At 59.1% G+C, this 21,761-nt stretch carries 15 protein-coding genes; 13 read left to right on the top strand and 2 right to left on the bottom strand.

Translation table 11 applies throughout. The features are described 5' to 3' along the window. Positions 1-76 precede the first annotated feature (76 nt). From BW975_RS16930 to BW975_RS16865, 13 genes are all read left to right on the top strand, one after another. Positions 77-463, top strand: coding sequence for a DUF6878 family protein (locus BW975_RS16930; protein ID WP_076535536.1), 387 nt, complete (start codon positions 77-79; stop codon positions 461-463). Position 464: 1 nt separating this feature from the next. After that, positions 465-926, top strand: a complete 462-nt coding sequence (locus BW975_RS16925; RefSeq protein WP_037275576.1) for a DUF6915 family protein — start codon at positions 465-467, stop codon at positions 924-926. A 100-nt stretch (positions 927-1,026) separates the two neighbouring features. Further along, a complete protein-coding gene (locus BW975_RS16920) occupies positions 1,027-1,329 on the top strand; it encodes a hypothetical protein (protein WP_076535535.1) in 303 nt (100 codons plus the stop codon). Between the two features lie 124 nt (positions 1,330-1,453). Further along, complete coding sequence (locus BW975_RS16915) at positions 1,454-2,182, top strand: DUF736 family protein (protein ID WP_076535534.1); 729 nt, start codon at positions 1,454-1,456, stop codon at positions 2,180-2,182. Positions 2,183-2,467: 285 nt separating this feature from the next. Beyond that, a complete protein-coding gene (locus BW975_RS16910; protein ID WP_076535533.1) occupies positions 2,468-2,875 on the top strand; it encodes a hypothetical protein in 408 nt (135 codons plus the stop codon). A 148-nt stretch (positions 2,876-3,023) separates the two neighbouring features. Next, on the top strand, positions 3,024-3,605 hold the full coding sequence (locus BW975_RS16905; protein WP_076535532.1) for a rhomboid family intramembrane serine protease: 582 nt from the start codon (positions 3,024-3,026) through the stop codon (positions 3,603-3,605). 231 nt (positions 3,606-3,836) lie between these two features. Next, positions 3,837-4,859: an AAA family ATPase gene (locus BW975_RS16900; RefSeq protein ID WP_074647065.1), complete on the top strand. Its 1,023-nt coding sequence runs from the start codon at positions 3,837-3,839 to the stop codon at positions 4,857-4,859. Between the two features lie 190 nt (positions 4,860-5,049). Continuing rightward, positions 5,050-7,452, top strand: a complete 2,403-nt coding sequence (locus BW975_RS17840; protein WP_170846623.1) for a S8 family serine peptidase — start codon at positions 5,050-5,052, stop codon at positions 7,450-7,452. Between the two features lie 734 nt (positions 7,453-8,186). Then, the gene (locus BW975_RS16885; RefSeq protein ID WP_076535529.1) at positions 8,187-9,116 is read left to right on the top strand and encodes a DUF2493 domain-containing protein; all 930 of its coding nucleotides are present in this window, start codon (positions 8,187-8,189) and stop codon (positions 9,114-9,116) included. A gap of 539 nt (positions 9,117-9,655) precedes the next feature. Then, positions 9,656-9,862, top strand: a complete 207-nt coding sequence (locus BW975_RS16880; RefSeq protein ID WP_007120662.1) for a hypothetical protein — start codon at positions 9,656-9,658, stop codon at positions 9,860-9,862. Between the two features lie 563 nt (positions 9,863-10,425). Next, complete coding sequence (locus BW975_RS16875) at positions 10,426-11,019, top strand: helix-turn-helix domain-containing protein (protein ID WP_076535528.1); 594 nt, start codon at positions 10,426-10,428, stop codon at positions 11,017-11,019. Then, the gene (locus BW975_RS16870) at positions 11,006-13,339 is read left to right on the top strand and encodes a relaxase/mobilization nuclease domain-containing protein (protein ID WP_076535527.1); all 2,334 of its coding nucleotides are present in this window, start codon (positions 11,006-11,008) and stop codon (positions 13,337-13,339) included. Before BW975_RS16875 ends, BW975_RS16870 begins: the two co-directional genes overlap by 14 nt. An 8-nt stretch (positions 13,340-13,347) precedes the next feature. Next, on the top strand, positions 13,348-15,330 hold the full coding sequence (locus tag BW975_RS16865; protein WP_076535526.1) for a type IV secretory system conjugative DNA transfer family protein: 1,983 nt from the start codon (positions 13,348-13,350) through the stop codon (positions 15,328-15,330). A gap of 55 nt (positions 15,331-15,385) precedes the next feature. Here the strand turns inward: BW975_RS16865 and BW975_RS17835 are convergent, their stop codons facing one another. Both BW975_RS17835 and BW975_RS16855 read right to left on the bottom strand, forming a co-directional pair. Beyond that, on the bottom strand, positions 15,386-16,429 hold the full coding sequence (locus BW975_RS17835; protein WP_083687173.1) for a class I SAM-dependent methyltransferase: 1,044 nt from the start codon (positions 16,427-16,429) through the stop codon (positions 15,386-15,388). Positions 16,430-16,460: 31 nt separating this feature from the next. Continuing rightward, entirely contained in the window at positions 16,461-21,713 is a 5,253-nt protein-coding gene (locus BW975_RS16855; protein ID WP_212634902.1) for an FtsK/SpoIIIE domain-containing protein, read from the bottom strand. Between the last annotated feature and the right edge of the window lie 48 nt (positions 21,714-21,761).

Genomic DNA, 21,761 nt, shown 5'->3' with positions numbered 1-21,761 from the left:
CCGGTCTGCGCTTTCCGGGCGCGTGCAGACCAATGCCACGCCCGGTCCCCCCAAATTCAGACGAGAGGACAGACCCATGACCAATCCCCAGATCGATTATGCCACAATGGCGGCTCAGTGGCGCGCGGAGCGCGAAACCACCTTGAAGGCATCCCGAACGGAGCTGCTCGCGCAACTACGTGCGCTTGGCATCAGCGAGGTCACTGCCGAATACGAAGGCTATGGCGACTCCGGCAATGTCGAGGATGTGACGGTGCAGCCTGCAGAGGTCAACCTGCCGGAGCCACTTGCCACAGAGGTTGGCGACTTCGCCTGGTCGCTCGCCTATCACCATCACCCGGGGTTCGAAAACAACGAGGGCGGCTACGGCACGCTGACCTGGGACTTGCGCAACGACAGCATCACGCTCGATCACGCGGACCGCTATGTCGAATGCTCGCACAGCTATGTAGAGGGTCTTTGAGATGGCCCATCCGCTTCATCATGCCGAAAGCTCTGCCCGGAAATTCGGCGGGGTGCCGTCTGACTATCAGTCTGTGCACGATTGGTTCGATGCCTCGAAAGAGCACCTCGCGCTCTTCACGCACCGCGCCATGCGTCACCATGCGCAAGGCCTGTTCGAGGCCGAACGGGTTTTTGGCCTGACACTGACCAATAGTGCGGGCCGCGACATCCCCGTGCGCTGGATCGGCGAGCAGCATATCCGTGAAGACTGCCAGGGCCGCATCCCGAGCATGGCGGACTGGCTGCGACGGATACAGCCTGAGCCATGGATGGCCAATGGCCACATCGACCGGCATTCCGGCGATGAGCCCTGCGGCGACCCAAGGGTTGCCTGGGCCTCCGAGGTCGCCGCCGGAAGAACGGTTCTTGGCCTGAAGGATTGGATGGCGGCGCGCGCGACGCAAGCCACGCAAGGTGCCTGACAGCTCTCGGCCGTTGGCCAAACAAATGCTGCATGGAAGCCCGGTTGGACGACCGGGCTTCTTGCGTCGTTTCCCCACCATTCTTCGTAAGGAGGTTCGCATGACACTCGAAGACATCAAGGCGGCCGTTGATGCCGGCCAGACCGTGCATTGGGCCAATACCGGCTACGTTGTCCACAAGGACCGGCTCGGTCAGTACCTCATCACCTATGTGCGGAATGGTAGCTGCATCGGTCTGACCGACCGGGGCGGGCACCGGTTGAACGGAAAAGAAACGGAGTTCTTCGTCGCGCAATCGAAGGACGCCGCAGAAAATCCGGGCAACCAATCAAGACCAGACGGGCAGGGGAGGGGCGTAGCACCCGGAGGCGCGGGGGCATTCCCACTCGGACGGCAGCTTTGACCCGTGGGCGGGGCTGAAAGGAAAGCGAGCTTTCTGGTTTGTGATCCCAGGAGGGGTCGAAAAAGCAATCCCGGATGCGCTGGCAAGGACGTCAGGCACCGGCCAATCCAAAAGGAAACATCCCATGTTCGCAGGAACCCTCACCCGCAATGTCGAGACCGCAGCCGCTCAGTACACCGGCATGATCCACTCGACGCGCTTTGACATCGCCATCCAGTTGGAGGCGCGGGCCAAGATGTCCGAACGCAGCCCGGATTTTGACGTGACGGCAGTCAACAAATCAGGCCGCAAGGTGCGCATCGGCACGGCCTGGAACGAGACCGGCAACACCAGCGGCAACCCCTACATCTCGATGCAGATCGATGTCGGCTTGGGCCCCTTCCGGGTCAACGCGGTGCAGACGAAAGAGGCGCGCGCGGCCCAAAGCGGCGAATTCGAGATCATCCCGCTGGTCTCGAACGGCCTGATGAAATCCGGCTCGATCTCGGGCGAGCTCACCGCCATGGACGCTGACAACGCCTTCACGGGCTACATCGCCAACATGATGTTCGATCTGGAGTTCATGCTGATCGAGAACAGCTACAAATCCGAGGAAACCCACCCCGATTACCGTATCGAGGTCAGCTCGCCCCGGGGCACACCGATCCGCGTGGGCTCGGCGTGGATGGCCAAAAGCAGCCGCACGGGCAATGACTACCTGTCGCTGCTGATCAACACGCCCGATGGCGACCTGCGCGTCAACGCCGTGCAGAACGAAGAACAGCGCGGCGGGCAGACCTTCTCGATCATCCCGTTCATCGACAGCGGTGAGCAGCCGCAGGACGCGGGCGCGGGGCTCTCCTTGGTCGCCTAGTCGGCGCGCGAGGGGGAGACGATCTGAACCCAAAGGGGAACCGTGGGATCACGGTTCCCCTTTTTCCATGTCCGTTTGCGTGAAGGACGCCACCCGCTTGCGATCAGGTGTAAGTGTGATACGATAATATATTAACGTAATGTCGAGGGCGGGCGCGTGGCGGCTAGATCAGGGACGGTTCCATGGTTCGAGAGCTTTGATGTTGAGGTAGAGGTTGAAGATCTCCTCACTCATATCGAGCGCTGCACCGGATTCGCGCTACCCGCCCGAAAGCGCGATGTCATCATGTCATTTGCCAAGTCGAAGTTCGACAAGACCAGGCAGGGATATTTGGAGGCCAAGGCAGCAGGAAAGCCGGTGTCCACCTCGCGGCGTGCGTATCTGACCGACCTGCAGGACACGATCTTCATGGCGATCCCGGAAGACAACCTCGCGCGGATGCCGCTAAGCGAGCAGGTCCTGAACGATCCTTCATTCTACGCGGACGCTATGCACAGTGCCGCTGCGATCAGCAAGGATGAGCTGTTCATGGCGCTGTCCTCTTCGCTGAAGGATATGACAGTCCAAGACGCCCGGGCCTTCGTCTCGAAGCTTTGGCACGGCACGATTGACGACAATGCCCGCAAATACGCCGAAGCCCTGAAGCGCCCCGAGTGTGAACCGCAGCCCTTTCGCCCGGGGAACACCGTGTAAGATCGGAGCCATTCTCTTGGCTTGGGCCGTACCGAGGTTGGCCGCCTCGAACCCCCTTTCCCGGAGGTGGCAACGTGTCGAGCGCGCGAAAGCCGTTGAAGGTGCTGTGGTGACGTCTACTGTCGCCAACATGATGAACTGGGATCACATGCGCGCCTTCTTTCGGCGCGCCGCGGCGCTTGTCGCCTTTGTCGCACTGCTCTGGGCGGTTCACCTCCTCAATTGGATTATCGGTTACGGCTTGAACCCGGCCTTCGGCCTGATCCCCCGGCACGTCAGCGGATTGGATGGTGTCATCGCCATGCCCCTCCTGCACGGAAGCTTCGCGCATCTTATGGCCAATACGCCACCGCTCCTGGTGATGGGTGGGCTGCTGGTGGCAACGACCACGCGAGCCTTGCTGCCGGTGAACGCCGTGGTGATCGGCCTCGGCGGCGGTCTTGTCTGGCTGTTCGGAAGCTCGGCCATCCATATCGGCGCGTCAGGGCTCGTCTTCGGCTGGTTTGGCTTCCTCGTCGCGCGCGGCCTCGTGGATCGCTCACTGATCACGCTGGGCGCGGCACTGGTGGTCGGTTTGCTCTACGGCTCCATTCTCTGGGGCGTTCTTCCGGGTCAGCCTGGCGTCTCGTGGGAGGCTCATCTGTTCGGCGCTTTGGCCGGCGCGGCCGCTGCATTTCTTGTCCGAACGCATGTCCATGCGCCGCGTCTGGGCGACGTCGATCTGGACTGAAGCCGTACGCTAGGCATTGAGCGGCCACTAATGAACTACCGGCGCGCTACGGTGAGGCTCCGGCGAAACGGTCGTTTATACTCTCAACGATGATGTGGACGCGGCATTGCCCAAGAAGGATGCCTCGCGTAGGCAAGAGCCTTGCGGAAAGAAAAATGCGTAATCGGGTGACAATCTCTTGAATCCGTCATAAAAGTACGAAATCGGTCGAGGACCGGACTGGAGAAATTTGTGCGCAGCGAGCTGATCGTCGAACTTGTAAAGGCCGGAGTTTCCGGTAACCAGGATGCCGTCCGGGTTACCGCCGAAGCCATTGCGGCTGAGGAGCGCGCGAAGAAACACACTGGCGTCGCTGATCGTATTGCCAAAGCGGTTTCTGCTGCGCCTGTCTCCAACATTCCTGGACGCCCGGCCAACGGCAGCCCAAGAGTTCGAGATGGCTCGGGCGGAATTGATCGCCGCCATCCAGAGCGAGCGTTGTCTCAGCTCTATCTGACCCAAGCAAACCGAAATGCGTGCCTTGAACTGATCGAAGAGCAGGCGCGCGCTGATGTACTAAGGGCACATGGATTTGAACCCCGGCATCGGCTGCTGCTTGTTGGTCCGCCCGGCAACGGCAAAACGTCGTTGGCGGAGGCCATAGCTTCTGAGCTTGCCTTGCCATTGTTCGTCGTTCGATATGACGCGGTCATCACCAGCTACCTCGGTGAAACCGCTCAAAGACTCCGGAGGCTTTTCGACTATGTCCGAACCGAACCCTGCGTCCTATTCTTTGACGAGTTTGACGCGATCGGCAAAGAACGAGGCGACTTGCACGAAACCGGTGAAATAAAGAGACTGGTCACTTCGCTGTTGCTGCAGCTTGACGATCTCCCATCCTACTGCGTTCTGGTTGGAGCCACCAACCATCCCGAGCTACTGGATCGCGCGACTTGGCGCAGGTTCGAAATCCGTCTGACGCTTGATCGCCCAGATGATGAGCACATGACGACCTATTTTGCTGAGCGGCTTCGGGAATTCGATGGTCCGGCCGGATATACGCCGAAGCGTCTCAGAGAGGCGGTAGCGCCGCTCAGCTTTTCGGAAGCCGAGACCTTTTTCCATGATTTACATCGTCGCTGGGCTCTTGCGCAGGGACGCATAACATTGAGAACATTGATCAACGATCGAATACGTGCCTGGCACAACCATTCCGGCCGAGCACCAGAAAGTGATTCCCATGACCGAGCGACCGATCCTCCCCCTTCCGATTAGAGAGCGGCCGACACAGCGTATCAAAGGTTCTCCACCCAAAATGCCCCGTCCGCGGGGTGCCGCAGGTGGTCGCACGGTTCAGGCTGAGCGCTTTGGACGAGAATTCTCACGCCTAGATCAAGCTTTTCAAGGCGAGGATGCCGCTGTCTCGCTTCGGGCGGATCCTGCCGGAATAGCGCCCGAGCGCGCGATGGTGTTTGTCTCTGCCGTTCCAATCGCAAATCTTATTCGGGTTGCGCGCGATGCAGGTATCGAAGTGCTTACGGAGGTCGACCTCGAAGACGATTACGCACTCCCTGGCGGGATGCCAATCGATGGAATCGAGTTCGCAAATCCAACTCTATATGCAACGATGCCCACTGAAGGCTCATTGCAGACCTTACGTCGGCTTTGGCGAACTTACAGGCGAGGTGAAGATCTTCCGGACGGTCAAACTCCTTGGCGTAATCTCTTCGACCTTTTGGCTGAACTCCGTCCTTGGGGACCAGCAGATCGTTTGACACTTGAGGCACGAGAGATCATTCGTGATCGCTTGCCCTTCGACGACGAAGTTGCCGTGAACCTCGAGCTCGAGATTTGGCCAACGCGCAGTGATGAGCGCCGAAATCAGTGGCGACGAGAGGCTCAAGCGCGGGTTGAAGCTTTCGGGGGCAACATAATTGCACGTAGCATAATCTCCGAAATCGATTTTGTTTACGACGCTCTACTGGCATCGATGCCCGCTGGTGCGGTCCGAGAGATGCTGGACAATCCAGCGGCGCCGGAAGGGCTGGCGACGTTGGACGGCCTGCAATTTATTTTACCTCAAACCATAGCCCAAACGATACCGGTTGAAGATGAAGCGGGGGACGCTGGGCCGGGGGATGATCCTGCAAGTCGGCGTGACGCTCAATTTGACCCCGAACTCCCAGCTCGCGCACTGCTGCTGGATGGCACTCCCATTGCGGCACATCCTGATCTGAACGATGGCGTATACATCGAGGATGTACACGATCTTGTGCGCCTCTCTCAGGTTCGGCAGCGTCGTCATGCTACCTCAATGTCATCGTTGATTCTTCGAGGCGATTTGAACGCTGATGGTGTACCAGTTTCCGACAGCAGACTTATTACGATTCCCGTGCTTGTTGACAATGACAATACTGCGGTTTCTCCCGAAAGTCGCCTATTCGTCGACGTGATCCATACAGCGCTTGTTGCGGCGTTAGAGGGCCAAAACCCAATTGCTCCCGATGCTTTCGTCGTGAATCTCTCCATCGGCGTGATGAATGGGCATTTCACTGGCCGCTTGAGCGCCTTGGCCCGGTTGCTTGACTGGTGGGCATATCGAGCCGGCGTTCTTTTTGTCGTATCGGCTGGAAATGTTGGCGATGCTTTAACAGTCTCCGGGATCAACGCCACCGCATTTGAGGATGCGGCCATCGAGGCTCGTCAAGCGATGGTGGATGAAGCACGGCGAGCGCAACGGCATAGGCGAACTCTGCTATCTCCAGCAGAAGCCATGAACGTGCTTACGGTTGGTGCCGCTTCGACAAGCAGCGCCGCCAAGGGTTCTGGCATTCTGCCAGCTGGCGTACTTGCTGTTCATGACGCAGCATCGGTGGTTCCAGCGGTTTCGTCGGCGGCTGGTCCTGGAGCATATCGCGCCATCAAACCCGATGTAATAGCAGTCGGCGGCCGTCATGACGTCCGCGCTTCTTCCATAAGCGGAAATCTAAACCTTCGGGTAGCAAATGCCCTTCCTGCGTCCGGTCTCCTAGTCGCTGCGCCACCGCATTCGTCCGCAGTATCTGGCCGACGAGCATGGGCATGTGGCACAAGTTGTGCAGCTGCGCTCACTACCAGATCCATCTTGCAAGCAGCCGCTGCATTGACAGGGCCAGACGGCGCTTATGAAGGACAAGAACTCCCTCGACGCGACATGGCGCTTCTGACGCGAACCCTGACCGTCCACGGGGCTCGTTGGCCAGAAAGTGCAGCAGACCTTCGCAGCTCCCAAATGGCGTCAGGCAAGAATCATGAACATGCCGGTGCTGAGGTCCTGTCTGGATACGGTTATGGCCTTGTGAACGAGGACCTTATGAGCGAAGGGCCGCCGAAGGGAGCGACGTTGGTCGGCCTCGGCACAGTCCGCAAAGATGGTGCACGAGTCTTTGAAATGCCGTTGCCACAGTCATTGTCAAATGACCGGGTGCATAGATCGCTCCTCGTCACACTTGCTTGGTTTTCTCCTATAGATGTCGCGCGTGCAAGGTACAGGCTCGCACGCCTTGAGGCCGTTGCTGCTGATGAAGGGGACGAACCAGATAACGAATGGCGACTTAAGATGAAGGGTGACGTTCCGACGTCAAATGCTATTGCCAAAGGAACCGTTTGGTCCCGTCGGCTATCCCACGCGCGCGTCTTGACCCCCTCATTTGGCGGAGATGCGATCATACCAATCCGAGTACAATGCAGCGACTCTTCGGGTGGCGGCCTGAGCCCAGACGAAGACATCCGCTTCGCGATAGCTGTTACGCTGCAACTCGCGATTGATACCCGTCACGACATCCACACAGAAATCGAGAACCGCTTGAGGATACGGCAAACACAGTAGCTGTAGAGATATTTGGCGCAGCAAGATTGAAAAGATCACGACACTCACGTTTTTTAAGATGAACATCGGATATGACAAAGTGCTGCGACGGAAAAACCGCAGGTCCGATTCCCGCCCATCACGTCGAATGCTTGGACAAGTAATCCGTGTAGTCTGCAGCGGCGTCGCCAGCGCATCAACCTTGGGCTAAGCCTTGCGGCCTCCCCAGCTCGGCTTCGCGTGTCGCAGGGGAGAACGGCCCTTCGGTCCGTCGCGCATTCGGCCATGCGGCCTCACCGCGGCGTTGCGCTTGGCGTCCCGGTTTGCCCGCCTCGCGAGCACGTCCCTCCCCGGCCGCTCCGCCGGATTGCGCTCTGGTCTGTTTTTGGCCTGAGGCCAAAACGATCCCGTCGCTTCATCCGTCTGCCGCGTCCGGTCAGGCCGTTTGCCTGCTCGGGTCGGGCAAACCTACCGTCAAAACACACACACATGAGTGCGGAAGCATATCCTCCGGATGGCCCCCAAATCAGCCCGCGTCAAGGATCGCAAAACTTTTCGGCGAGGGCGGTACATATGGCTTGGGGCGGTCCCGTGCGTGAGGGTGCGCATGTGTCGGGTGTTGCGCACGGAAAACTTTTGCGCCCGGCAAGCCGGCGGCTGCGCCGTCCCTGACCCGGGCAGATTCGGAAACCAGGCATTCGGCCATGCCCCCACACTCACGTGGTGGCCTTGGAACCGAACACTGGAGACCAGACATGGCTTATGACACTGCGAACACCTACGAGACCATCGAGCTTTTCGGGCTGACCGAGAAGGACGCGCAGCTGCCGATCCCGGAGGATCACATCCTGACCGACCGCATCATCCGCGAGAGCTTCGAGGCTTTGCTCGGTCAGCTACGCGGGACCGGGCTTGAAGCCGAAATCGAACCGCTGGCCCATGGGCTCGCCACGATCCTGCAGCGCCGCAAGGTGGCACTCGGCAAGGAGGTCGACCGCACCGCCGACAAGATCGGCGCGCTGGCAAAATCCCATGACGGATCGGAGATCGCCGAGACCGCGCTCGAAGAGGCGCAGGCGCGCTTTGTGCAGCTGCGCGAGATCGTCGGCGCCATCGAGGTGATGAGCGAGGCTGCGGCGGAATGCTACGAGATCGAAACGGGCCACGCCTTCATCCCGGCAGCGGGCTCGCGCGCAAGCGTCCGGGCGCAGGAGACCGGGGCGGTCTTCGAGGCGCGGCAGCTCCTGGAACAGCACGACCGTGAAACCGCCGAGAAGTCGACAGTCGAGGGGGTGCCCCTGATCGTCTCAGGAGCCACCGACTGGACAGATGTCGATGTGATCTTCAACACGCTCGACAAGGTTCGCGAACGGATCAGGCAGAACCGCAATCAGGAGATTTTCCTCTGCCACAAGGGTGGCAAGCACGGGGCGGAGATGATTGCGGCTCGGTGGGCCCGGGCACGCGGGATAGCACAGGCGCGCTTCGATCCGCGCTGGTCCGCGCATGGACGGGCGGCACCGTTCAAGTGCAACGACGAGATGCTGGACGACAAGTTCGCGGCGACGGGGGTTGTGCTCTTCGGCGGCAACGGGGTCGCGCTGAACCTCGGGCAGAAGGCGGAAGCGAAAGGTCTGACGGTCATGCGGGTTGCGGACCCGGCGAAGAAGGCGTCGCAGGATTGAAGAGAGGGGGTCGCGCTTGGCGCGGCCCTTTCGTCATGTCTCATGGCGTGTGCGGTCGGTTACGCAAGATCGACAGGCTGCGGCGGCCGGCACTGTCATCGCTCTACCCGGTCCGTCAGTGTTCGGTCCATCCGCATCGGGTACGGGCTGGGGATGGTGCGCACCTCACGCACATCGTCAGCATCGCAAGACACGAAGGCTCGAAACGTCGCACTTGAGGCTGAAGACTTGCGCGTCCCTCGGGTGGTGTTTCGGAACATCGCATCCACGCGGGCGGGCTCCGTCAGCACCCTGGCCAGGCTCGGCGGGACGCGTACGCGGATGGTGGCGACGGCGTGACGGCAAGGGTCATCCGGATCACTCCTTTTTGCTCATAGATGTGGATCGCACGGGGTCGGCCCAATCGTGCCCTCAGCTCACGCTTCGGCAAGCACAAATACGGCTTCCACGGCTGGCCGCGGACCCTCCGCATTTGCGCTTGCGACCGGGCCTCTTGCCCCCGTGCCGGGTGATCCCCATCGCAACAAGGAGTAATCCAAATGACCAACCACTACGTCGCCACCGTCCCCGTCAAGTTCACCGACACCGATGGCCAGGAGCGCACCCGTTTTCAGCGCGTGGGTGCGATGTTCCGCAACACCCGCAACGGGGACGGCTCGGAGTTCTTCAGCCTCAAGCTCGACTTCCCGGTCGCGGTCTCGGAGCTGGTGATGTTCCCACCGAGCGCGAAAGATCCCCAGGACTAAATCCTCTGACGAGGATGGGCCGTCCCAGGACGATCTTGGGGCGGCCCGATCCCTGTTCCAGAGATGCTGGTTCCGGCGTGGGTGATCGCCGGCAGCGACCTCCCCTTGGTGCTGGTCACCGCGCGCTCATAGGACGATCGCCGCTCGGAATAACCTAGCCGCGACAGACCGGCCAGTCAGCCTCAAGGGGGCCATCCACAAAAACCCATCGGCCAGGGCCTCCCGGTTTTTGCGGCAGAGATTTGGGGACCCAAATCTGGCCCTCCTTGACCCTGCCTGTCCGCCCTGTCGGTGGGGTTTGCGCCCGCCCGCGGTTCCGTCCGAACACATGCGTGTTCGGCCAGACCCTCGGGCGGGGCTGGTGGACGGGACCCCTAGGACAGGTGGGTCGCCCGGTGGTGAGGGCGGCAGAGCCGCGTCCCTGCGGGCCGCGGCGTGAAGCGGACACCAAGGCTGCCAGAGAGTGAATGCAACGTAAGTATATAATTGACAGCGTGATATATTATCGTAAGGTAGGGCCAGCCTTGGTGGAAGGTGGCAGGAAATAGGGGGTCTTTCTTCGCATGTCTCGCTCAAAACGCCTCATCGATGCGGAGCGCATGGAGATCGTTCGCGAAGCTGCGGAAGGCGTTTCCACTTCAGTGCTGGCGGAACGGTTTGGCGTGTCGGTGCGGGCGATCCAGTACACGCTCAAAGCCGATGCCGAGCGCCAGGCCGAGGCCGCGATCCCGGTCTCAGCAGTCAGTGTGAAGGTCACGGCTGCGGAGTTGGCGGCGCTCGACGAGGTGCTGGCCGATGCCGGGATCGAGAGCCGTGCCGAGGGGTTGCGGCGGCTCATTCAGGCGGCAGGCGGGGTGTTCGTTCCGGACGCGCAGATGGCAGCAGAGATGGCGCGCTACCGCGCCTCGCTGCACGAGGTCGGCAATGGGGTCGCGCAGATCGCCAAGCAGATGACGCAGGCCAACCGGCGGGGGCAGGGGGCCGTGGGGGGCACGAGTGCCGAGTTCACCGAATTGCGCCTTGCGCAGATGCGCGGGCTGGCGCGGTTCATCCTGGACTCCGCTGACGAGATCGATCTGCTTCTGCGCCGCCGTCGAGACGCAATGCAGCTGCAGGCCACGGCCGCGCTGAGGGAGTTTGCGCATGCAGCTGAATGATGCCGTCCATGCCGTCACGGGCGAGGTCTTTCGGGATGGCTGGAGCCGCGTCCGGGGCTCAATGCAGGGGCTGCACGTGGCCAAGCAGACCCAGCTTGCGCGCGCGGCAGCAGGCCACCGGCCAGCGGTCTTCAAGGCGATCCGGGGCGGAGGCACGCATACCAAATCGCAGCTCGCAAACCAGCTCGATTACCTCACCACCAAGTCTACCTATATCGTGGACAGTAGCGGGTTCCTGGATGGCAAGGCGAAGCTCGAGGCGGGTGACGTCAAGGATCTGACCGAGCGCTTTGCCAAGCGGTGGGATGCGGGCTTCAAGCCCAAGCTCGGGCAGACCACCCACATGCTCATGTCCTTCCCCATCGGCACGCGCGGGGAGGATGTGCGCGACATTGCGACGGATGTGGCCGAGCGGTTCTTCCAGACTGATAAGGGGCATTTCGACTACATCATCGCGGTGCATGAGGACCGCGATCACCCCCATGCGCATCTGGTGCTGAACCGCCGCTCGCAAGAAGGCGAGTTCTTCTTTCTGGGGCGCAATCATCGCTTCAACTATGACGACTTCCGCCTCGCCATGGTCGAGGAGGCCGAGAAGTATGGCGTGCGCCTGGAGGCCACGCGCCGGGTGGATCGCGGGGCTGTACATTACCCAGCCCGGACCAGCGAGGTCTACGCCGCGAAAGAAGAGGGTCGCGCGCCCCGCGAGCGCGAACGCGTGGGGCAGGACCTGACCCGGACGCTGGCGGAGATCGCCAACACCAGAAGCGTCTACCATTCGCTTGCCGCAGAGGCCTCCCGGGAGGCCCGGGAAGACATCGCCGCGGCACTCTTCCGCGCGGGCGAGGTGCTGGCGCATGGCGGGCAGGTGGACCGAACAGGAGATGTGTATATGGCCGAGGATCAAAGCTTTGAGGATCTGAGAAGCCTCTATGCCGAGAAGCTCACGCGGGTGCAGGGCATGATCGCCGAGAAGTCTGACGCGGAACGTCCCGTGCTGGAAAAGCGCCTCATCGAGATCCAGACGCAGGTCCAGCACATGCAGCCCTTGGGGCTGCGATCATCCACGCTGTCAGAGACCCCCTCGGAGGGCGGGATCTATTCCGAAGCCAATATCGACGCCAGCCAGCGCGAGCGACTGGCCGAGTCCGACTTGAGATCGCGCATTGACGTAGCACTACGGGGCACGGGCATCAGCACATCGGAAGTGGTGGCCCGGATCGAGACGGGCGCCTCAAATGCAGCGCTCGAGCATCAATGGATCGCCAATGATCTCTCCAAAGTGGCTGAGGCGCGGGATCTGAACCTCGAGCGCCGCGCCGATCTGGAACAGGCCCGCGACATTCTCAATGATGTGCATGTGGAACTTGGCACGCTGTTGGAGCGCGAGAACGTGCTGCGCCGGGATGGCGTCATGGAAGCGGAACCGGACAGCGAGCGGTTCCATTATCATGAGGGCGCGGTCCGGGCGATGGAAGGGACCATCCGTCAGGAGATGCGCGCAGACGGCCTGACTGCGCAGCAGATCGAGGACCGGGACTGGGAGGTTGTCTCACGGGCGGAGCGCCGGATCGAGACGGAGCAGCGCACGTATCTCGAAGCACACCGGGACCTGCTCGCACGCCCCGGCGATGTGATCGACCGGTCTGAACCCTACAGGGAGACCATCACCGATGCGGCCCGCGCCAGCGAGATCACCCGCGAGGTCGACCGGATCATGGAGGGACGCGACCTCCGCACGCCTGTTGCAGATGCTGTCACGGATGACTTACGAGCGCGCTATCCGGACATGCCGTCCCATCTCGCCCGTGGGCTCGGCGCGACCTACGCGGCCGTCGTCGAGATACGCGACACGGAGGTCATCAATCAGGTCCGCCGCGAAACCGAGATGCGCGACGGGCTCGGGTCTGGCACGCGCGACGCATTCCTCGCAGCCCGCGGTGAAACTGCTTCGCAGTCTGGCCGTACCGACCGCCTCGCAGACGAAATTGCGCGTGTCTTGGACCATGAGCGGGCAGGGGAGTTGTCCGCGCCCTTCGAGAGCGAGGCGGAGCGGGACGCCTTCCGTGGCGAGATCGCGCGGGTGCTGGATGACCGTCAACTTGAGCGGCTCACATCCGGCGATGCCGATGCGCTTGAACAGGTTCTCGAGGACCGCCTCGACCGGCTCTATGTCGCCAAGGTCTATCTGCAATCGGATGCCGCGACGGCCAACACGGAGGCCTTGCGCCAGGTGGTCGATGATCTCGCTGACGCCGAATACGAAAAACACCGCGCGACAGACTTGGATGGCGAGACCGAGCGGGGTCAGGTCCATTGAGCGCCTCCATGGGAAAGGCGCGGATCGCGACCGGTGTCTTGTTGGTGACGCTGGTGATCGCCGCCATGGGCTATACGATCGCCTCGGCGGTGCTGACCTACCAGGATCTCGGCTTCGGCGCCGAGATCGACTTTGCCTATATCGCGCAGAACTATCTGGCGATCCTCGATCGCCGCCCGGAGGACGCGCAACTTATTCACTTGATCATCGGCAGCTTCGCCGCCGCCGGGCTGATGCTGAGCCTCGCCCTCTCAGGGTCCGCCCTGACACGGTTTGGCCAGACCCATTGGCAGACCGCGCGCGAGATGAAGGCCAATGGCTTCTTCGGGGCGCCGGGCACCGGGTTCATCCTCGGCAAGCTGGGGCCGCCGGGCTCCCGCGCCAACTACATCTGCTCCAAGGTCTTCCCCCATGCGCTGATCGTGGCCCCCACGGGCCGCGGCAAGACCACGGGCTTTGTCATTCCGAACCTGCTGACCTGGCAAGGCTCCGCCGTGACGCTCGATGTGAAGGGCGAGTGTTTCGAGGCCACGGCCCGGCACCGCGACGCCCAAGGCGACAAGGTCTATCGCTTTGCCCCCACCGATTGGGAGGGCAGGCGCACGCATCGCTACAACCCGCTCCTGCGCATCTATGAGCTGAAAGATCCCGCACGCCAGCAGATGGAATTGCAGCTCCTCGCGACGCTCTTCTTGCAGAGTGACAACGACCGGGTGCAGGGTCTCCTCAAAGGCGGGATCGATCTCTTTGTGGCGGCAGGCCTGCTGGCATTCCAACGCAAGCGCCCCACCTTGGGCGAGATCTATCGCATCGCGGCGTCGGGAGGGAACAAGCAGAAGGAATACTTCGCGCGTGGCCACGAGGTCGACAACCGGGCGGCCAAGCTGATCTTCACGCGGCTGGCCTCGACCAACAACGACACGCTGACCTCCTATGTCTCGCTCCTGATGACCTCGGGGCTCGACCAATGGCAGAACCCTGCCATCGATGAGGCGACGGCGGTGTCGGACTTTGACTTCCGGACGATCCGCAAGAAGCCCTTTTCGGTCTATCTTGTCGTCCAGCCGCTGATGGTGAAGCCGCTGGCGCCGCTGATCCGGCTCTTCTTCTCCGATCTCCTCTCCGCCATGCAGGAAAAGGACCCAGGGCCGGATGAGCCCTGGCCCGTGATGATCATGCTCGACGAGTTCAATCGCTTGGGCAAGATGCCCATCGTGGTCGAGAGCATCGAGACCCTGCGGACCTATCGTGGTCACCTGGCCGTGGTCACCCAAACCATCCCCGCCCTCGATGAAATCTACGGCGAGAACACCCGCCGCGCCCTGCAGGGCAACGCGGGCGTGAAACTCTATCTCACGCCCTCGGATGAAAAAACCGTCGAAGAGCTCAGCAAGGCTGTCGGCAAGACCACGAAAACCGTCATCACGCGATCCCAGTCCATCGGCAAGAACCCCTTTGAAGGGCGCAGCCAGTCGACCCGGACCGAAGAAAGCTCATTGTTGCCTGAAGATGAAGCGCGCCGTCTGCCGCTCGACGAGATCGTCATGGTGATCGACGCGCAAATGCCTGTCCGGGCCAAGCGGATTCAGTATTTCGACGACCGGCTATTCAAGGCGATCCATGCGGCGCAGACGGGGGAGTTGCCGTTTCCGAAGCCGGGGGGAGGGGAAGCGCAGGGCACGCTGCCGCTGAGTGTGCGCGCCATGCCGATGACTCCGCCGTCGGACGTGCCTCGCGGAGGTGAAGCCGATGTGGATATGGAGAGCGCAAGCCAAGTATCTGGCGGTTACCCGTCAGGGCAAAACGACGGTGCTCCAAAGAAGACTGCGCCCGTCGTTCAAGCCGTCGTCGCCGAGGAGCAGCGACAGATGGAGATGGATTTCTTTGACGAGAATTCAATGGATGGCCAAAGAGAGAATGCTGACGTTCAAGTGTTTGAAAACGCTTTAAAAAATCTTGGTATGTTGGAAGCTCGTATCTCAGAAAACTGAACTTGACCAACGCAATTAGCGTCAGATTTGACGTACGTATTTTACGGTTGCGGTTCTAAGGCCCCTTGGACAGCCTGTATGCTAGCCATCGCACATTTGGCCGCCCAAGAATATCTGCAAATTCGCCTTCGGAATTAACAGAGAAACCAGCCTTTTGAGCGGATTGCTCGAACTCTGTTGCATCAACAGAATACATGCTTCTGCCTTTGTCAGACGGGCCAATTCGCAATGTGACGAATGCAGCGCCTTCATCGGAAAGCAATTCATAGAGTCGCGCCAAACAAGGTGCTCTTTCTTCCGGGGGAATGTGCATCCACACAGCACTCATCAGAGCAATATCAAACTTGGCTCCTGACAGAAGTGGGTGACTTAACTCAGGAAGCTGCCCATCAATCCATTCGATGCCACCGTTTTCATGAATGGCTTTAGCAAGTGCTCGCATAGATGATGAAGGCTCCACCGCGATGACGGAATGACCTTTGGATGCAAACCAAGCCGCATCGCGACCGCTGCCAGAACCTATGTCGATGATCCTCAAGCTCTTCGTTGGAAGCGTTGAAATCAGAAAAGGATAGGCATCTTCAAAGGATACGGCCTCGTAACTGTCGGCCAGAGCTGCTGCATGCTGATCGTAGAATTCTATAGCGTCTAGGTTCTTCGTCATGGGATCCTGTTGGAATGTTTGTTCGTACCAGAAGGCACCTAAGAGCGCGAGGCTGCACAACGCGGACCAACAAAGCATAAAGGAGAACAAATTGCGAACAGTTTTGTCGCGATTGCAGAATCTTTCTAGCCGATTGTCGGTGGTTGAGTTTGCGCTCGCGTCTACGAATCCGTCCGGCGCGGCTTGCCGCAACCAGGCAAGATAGCAGTCCATTACGTGCCGGAAGCGAAACAGGACCGCAAAAAGCGCTCCATTTCCTACGACCGCTGTGAGCAGCAAAGCAGTAACAAGCCATGTGTTCTCTGGTATGCGCGAAACCCCAAACCATAAGCCGCCTGTAAGTGTCATTGCCAGAACTGGAATCTGCCACATGATCTGGTTTAGCGAGCGGAACTGCTGATAGTTCTGCTGGTATGCTTCACTCTTTAGGTCCATGGACTGATGCCTTTCGATTGTGGCAATCGTGTTATTCTCGCGACCAGGCACTGCGTATCAAATCTGCTAGCTCCGCCATCTCGTCTTCATCTGCGAAGGGAACTTGGGCCAATATGATCTCGCCTTCGCCAGATAACTTGGCTGCGAGATGGCCACGCCCCAAGAGTCTTTCCGCCCCTGGTTCGTCGAGCACTAGAACAGAGTTTCGTTTGTCCGCAACCTTTAGAACAAGCCGGTTGGTCAAGTTGGCGCGGAGCTGCATCGGGAGGGCATCCTTGTCTGGTCGCTGCGTTATGAGGACCAGATTGATCCCTGCGGCGCGGGCTTTCACACCAAGGCGGCTCGCGTTGAGCTCGACAGCATCACGGTAGTCATCGATCAGCATCCAATCCGCAAGTTCGTCGTGAAAGACCCATATCCTTGGCAGGCGTTCGCTAGGCGGCACTTTCTTATTATAATTTGCAAGTTTGGTCACACCCGCGTCTGCGAGAAGACGGTTACGTCGTTCCATCTCTTCAACAAGCTCCTCAAGTGTCTCAATGGCCTCCTCTCTTGAGGTAATGAGATCACCATCGAGGTGCGGCATTCGACGAAGCCACGGGAAATCAATCCCCGCCTTCGGATCGATCATTCTGATCCGTGCGCTCTTAGGGCTGTTTGTTGCGCAGATATCGAGTAGCAAAGACTGTACCAGAACGCCTTTCCCGCTTCCGGTCTCACCTGCAATCAGCGTGTGCGGACCATGAGGTTGCTGGCCAGCAAATCCCTCTCCAACATTGAGGTATAGCAGCTCTCCGTCAGCCTCCTTGGCGCCAATAAGCAAGCTCGTGTTTGTTTCAGGGGCGGTTTCCGGCAGTTCACGAAGTCTCCAAAGGTCTCTCAACCTAAGGATGGCACGCTTCGGGCGCCGCACCATGACAATAACTTCCATCGGTGCCGCCAGGAGATTAATGACATCTATGGCGTGAGAGGTCAGGAGTTCCTGCCGTCTCTTTTCGACCTTGGGAAGCGTGAGGTCATCTGAGCCCCGAAGGCGAATGAGTGCAGCGTTGGGCGTCAAGCGTGATCCGATCAGCTCTGCAGTCATATCGTATCCGCGAAGCGCCCGCTGCAGATTGATGACTGTTTCTTCAAGCCAACGTTGCGCATCATCATCGTCGTCGTTTGTCCCGGAACTGTTGAGCCAGGATGCCAACTCAGCGGATGGCATATTGGTGATCTCGGGCGCCGCAGAGCCCTCGTCTTTCTTTTCGGCGCCCGTCAGTTCTGTCGTGTTTGAATTTTCATCAGCAGTTGTTTCGACCTGAACAGGATCGGCGCTGCCAGTCTCCGTGGACGACGAACTTACCTCTTCTTGATTGGACGTCTCCGTATCCATTTTTTCGTTCGGAGGTGTCGAGCCTTCATCAGGCACTGCACCATTCACGGCGCGTGAAATTAATGCCGTTTCCCAAGGGTCCCTGGGATCAATATCGCCAACCTCAGTTTGAGGAAGTTGATCAACGGCAAAGGCACGCAGCCGAGAAGCGACGCGCGGTTTGTCAAACACTTGCTGAATACAGTGAGAAGCGCCCTTTAACTGAGTAGAGCCGCCTGCATCAACATATTCATCATCATCGTGAACAAAGACGTGCGAGAAACCGGATAGCGCAATTGGCACGTGGTCGAGGCGAACTTCCTCTGACCACTTATGCAGATCCCATCCGCCGAGTATTTCCGGATCAAAGGGCTGCATGCCTTCGATCATGAAATCACCGATGCGATGTAGCCAGAGTTCACGGTCAATCCGTGCACCCTGGGGATCGAGTGCCCGGCCCAAGCGCAAAACGGTTTCTTCGAGCTGTTTTGCAGATTTCTTTGCCTGTGACCGGTATCCGCGTGCTGTAACGAACTTCGCCTCGGACATCGCGATCTTTAGAACGGGCTTTCCGTCCTCGATGCGTGGCGCAATCGCCATGATGTCGGCAATTTGCTCTTCCTTTTGTCCAAACCAGGAAGCGAAATCGTCAAGGCAATACCATCCTGTTGGAAGAGTAGGGTCGCCGAGGCCGCGTTTCAGTTCTTCCATAGAGAGGACGACACCCAGCAACTCATTTGCGTAGCGCCCGTACCGCGCGGCGCGCATCACGACATGGCCGGAGAGCTGGTTGGCTTGTTCGGTTAGCCGGTCAACTGCGGCAATCCCATGAGTTGCAACGATGGTTGGGTCGATATGGTCCAAGCGCTGCTTGATAAGGGTTTGCAGTAGGCGCGGCTTGGCCGTCGTCGATACTGTAATGTTTCGGTCGACCCCGCGATCATGGATGTGTCGTATGACCTGAACACCGTTGTTCGAAAGGAGCCGACGGTCCACAAGCTCGTCGTAATTGACCACCCATTCCCCAATGCGGTGAGCGTTTTTGAAGACGTCGGCGATGTGGGTGTCTTTGAAGTTCACCTCACGTGCGGGGATCACGTCTTCTGCACGTGCGTTGTCGCCTTCGAGGAAAAGCTGAATGGCATTCAGATATCGTTGGCCTACCTGCGGCTGCACTGGAGCTGTCAAATATACGGAAGTTGCCGTATCCGCAGCTCCTACAGGACGTCGGCGAGACCAGCGGTGGGGAACATGAGAGATCAAGTCCGGACGTTGCGTTCCGGGGGCGCGCTTCCAACGTAGCTCTGCGTTGCGGGCGATGACATCCTGAAGGGCGACAAGGTCGGCCGCGCGGGTGTCTTCGTCGTCAGTGACTGCGCTTTCGTCAAGAAACCCAACACGTAGTCTTGAAAGGAAGTTCCGGGCGGCCTCACTCGCCATTACCGAACCGGTATCATCGCTGACTGCGACATTTTGCTGTTCGTAAACCTTGCGCATCCGCATCGGCTGCGAATGCGTCAGGAGAAGGTCGCATTGAAGCTCGTTCTCTTGCTCAACTTTGCTAGAAAGCTCCGCCGCAAGCGCGCTCGGAAGCGCCTTAGATTCCGCATTGTATAGCACAACCGAGAAATTTGTCCGCTCGTGGGGAAGCAAATTCAAGAACTGTTCCCCGACCGCGCTGAAGGCCTTGGCGGCGACGCCAGGCTCAACATCAAGCGCATCCTCGACATTGCCGTTGCCACCACGCCGGGGTTGTTCCGCTAAACTGTAATCGAAAGAGGACTCAGCAACGGACAGCAGGATGGCTTGATCTTCGGCGAAGCCGATACAGACTTCCGGATAGTAGTCGGACTGCAACTCTAGGGTTCTCTGCCCAAAGAGCAGGTCGGCGCGGAATATGTCCTTCTCTTCAGCTGCTAGCACGCTCTTTACAAGCTCAGCAGTTTGGTGAGCCTTGATGTGGATTTCTGCAAGGCGCAGGGGGTGCCAAGGAAGAACAATCGCAGCCGACGCGCCGTCACCAACGTTGGCAACACCTACTCGCAGCAGTTCTTTCCAAAGCGTCTCTCGCGCAAGGTCGTTGTTGGCATGAACCATAAGCGCTTCAAGGAGATCACCGTATTTATTAGCCTGGGTTATAAGACTGTCAGCGGCGATACCCTCACCGTCAGTGCCAACCCACGCTCGGATCGCCTCGGCATACCCTTCACGGAAGGCTTCGAAGGCATCTCGAATGGCCGCGCTTCCTTTGGGCGAGATCAGCCCTGATAGTTTGTCGAGTTCGCCGAGGAAAGCCTCGCTACGGTCGCCACTGGCTCTATTGGGTGCGACCATCGTACCGTTACTGCCATTCAGCGCATCCCGGATGGTGCTTACCTCCATCAGATCGATGCGCTGTATACGCCCCTTCGCACTCGTTGATTGCCGGGCAATATCGGCTGTCGGTAGAAGTGCGCGGTCTCCTTGTGCATTCGCGATCCTGACAAGATCATCTGCCATTGAGCAGGCGAGCGCGGCTGGGGACATCTCCCAAATAAAGAGAAGCTTTGCTTTGGCGCCGTCTGGGTCGAGTTCAACTTCGAACTTGAGACTTCGAGCATCCTTGGCTCCGGATGTGCTACGTGCAAGATCGGCGTCCACATTCGGGAAATAGAAATCCTGCATCTTTCCGAAGTCAAAGGTCACGTCAGAGCCGAATAGATGTTCAATGCCGCGAAAACGGAACGCAAAATATCTGGCGACAGCTGCGTTCTTCCCGCGCCAAAAGCTCTTCTCACGACTGCGCGGAATACGCACAGTCAGCTTTTTTGATTTTAGCTCGATATCGTTTGTTCGGTCACGGAGTCTTTGTAGAGTCTCGATCAGACCGACGAAGAAGTCAGAGTATGGCTTTGGATTATTGAAGACAAATTTTTCCCAAGCGGCGTAGAGTGCTTTATCACGTGCAATGTGCTCCTGGTAATGGTCGAACAACGCTGCGAGATCGTCTGTGGGGTCCTTTGGAAATGGAGCAAGCAGAAGGGTCCGCTCATCGTCTTCGAGCAAGTCATCAAACTCATCATCAAAGAACTTGACGGTTTTCTCGCCAAGTGGAAGTCGGTCTGGGCGCCTAGGGCCCAAAAAAACCTCTGAAACGGAGCGCCAATCGAGCTCAACAACGTCTTCTTGGCTTTGCCGCCAGACATCAGCAGAAAGATCATCATCCAAAAACCGTTGAATGATATCTATTGAAGGTTGCTCCAGGCGACCTCCAACAGCAGTAAGATTTTCTGCGAGCTGTTCGTCTATAGGGTCTCCACGTTCGTTTTCACGAACAAGTAGAGGCCGAACGTTCTGATGAAGTCGCCGAAAAATTTTAGCCCACTCGGCACTCCTCGCGCGCTTTGCTTCAGGGATTCTGTCGAAGTCGCCTGCGCTGCGCGGCAGTCTTAGTGCTGGCAGGGCATTATCTACCGCCTTCTGCAAAGGCATACCTTTTGAAATAACATTGTCCGAGATTGCCAATACGAAAGCCGAAAAGGTTTCAATCGTCCGCGCTGCGTGTGTTTCATTTGCAGCCTGCAAGGCAGCCGCTAAGTGCTCTCTCTTCTTTTGATCAAGAAACCGATCTGTAAGGCCCGCGCAGTGCATCCAATCCGCATATCGAAGCCTGAGTTTATCAGTTTCAATCCGCGTCACCTTCTCGACGCTCTTGTCGTTTCTTTGCAGCTCATCCTGCGAGGCAGCAAAGAGGACGGCGCGCTTGTCGTCTGGGAGGCGGCAGTGCCGCCAATGAGTGATGGACTCATCGCTCCTTGTTTCCGTGGGCAGATCCCCATTCGGATCGAAGACGGTGCCCACTCTCACCATCACTTCGTTCGAGATTTCGCCATCTGCGATTACAGCCTGCGCCACTGCGCGAACGACTTCAGCGTCGAGGCCCAACATGCATATGCGCTGTGTACCCTCAGGTTCCCCGGACAACTGCTCTTTCAA

The organism is Roseovarius nanhaiticus, assembly GCF_900156535.1.
Taxonomy (GTDB): domain Bacteria; phylum Pseudomonadota; class Alphaproteobacteria; order Rhodobacterales; family Rhodobacteraceae; genus Roseovarius; species Roseovarius nanhaiticus.
This window is presented reverse-complemented; position numbering and strand designations above follow the sequence as displayed.

What these genes read in the sequence shown, in the direction of transcription:
- BW975_RS16880 (WP_007120662.1), top strand. Translation starts at nt 9,656, where the DNA reads ATGACCAACCACTACGTCGCCACCGTCCCCGTCAAGTTCACCGACACC.
- BW975_RS16855 (WP_212634902.1), bottom strand. Translation starts at nt 21,713, where the DNA reads ATGTTGGGCCTCGACGCTGAAGTCGTTCGCGCAGTGGCGCAGGCTGTA.
- BW975_RS17840 (WP_170846623.1), top strand. Translation starts at nt 5,050, where the DNA reads ATGGTGTTTGTCTCTGCCGTTCCAATCGCAAATCTTATTCGGGTTGCG.
- BW975_RS16925 (WP_037275576.1), top strand. Translation starts at nt 465, where the DNA reads ATGGCCCATCCGCTTCATCATGCCGAAAGCTCTGCCCGGAAATTCGGC.
- BW975_RS16875 (WP_076535528.1), top strand. Translation starts at nt 10,426, where the DNA reads ATGTCTCGCTCAAAACGCCTCATCGATGCGGAGCGCATGGAGATCGTT.
- BW975_RS17835 (WP_083687173.1), bottom strand. Translation starts at nt 16,429, where the DNA reads ATGGACCTAAAGAGTGAAGCATACCAGCAGAACTATCAGCAGTTCCGC.
- BW975_RS16865 (WP_076535526.1), top strand. Translation starts at nt 13,348, where the DNA reads ATGGGAAAGGCGCGGATCGCGACCGGTGTCTTGTTGGTGACGCTGGTG.
- BW975_RS16920 (WP_076535535.1), top strand. Translation starts at nt 1,027, where the DNA reads ATGACACTCGAAGACATCAAGGCGGCCGTTGATGCCGGCCAGACCGTG.
- BW975_RS16910 (WP_076535533.1), top strand. Translation starts at nt 2,468, where the DNA reads ATGTCATTTGCCAAGTCGAAGTTCGACAAGACCAGGCAGGGATATTTG.
- BW975_RS16905 (WP_076535532.1), top strand. Translation starts at nt 3,024, where the DNA reads ATGCGCGCCTTCTTTCGGCGCGCCGCGGCGCTTGTCGCCTTTGTCGCA.
- BW975_RS16915 (WP_076535534.1), top strand. Translation starts at nt 1,454, where the DNA reads ATGTTCGCAGGAACCCTCACCCGCAATGTCGAGACCGCAGCCGCTCAG.
- BW975_RS16930 (WP_076535536.1), top strand. Translation starts at nt 77, where the DNA reads ATGACCAATCCCCAGATCGATTATGCCACAATGGCGGCTCAGTGGCGC.
- BW975_RS16870 (WP_076535527.1), top strand. Translation starts at nt 11,006, where the DNA reads ATGCAGCTGAATGATGCCGTCCATGCCGTCACGGGCGAGGTCTTTCGG.
- BW975_RS16885 (WP_076535529.1), top strand. Translation starts at nt 8,187, where the DNA reads ATGGCTTATGACACTGCGAACACCTACGAGACCATCGAGCTTTTCGGG.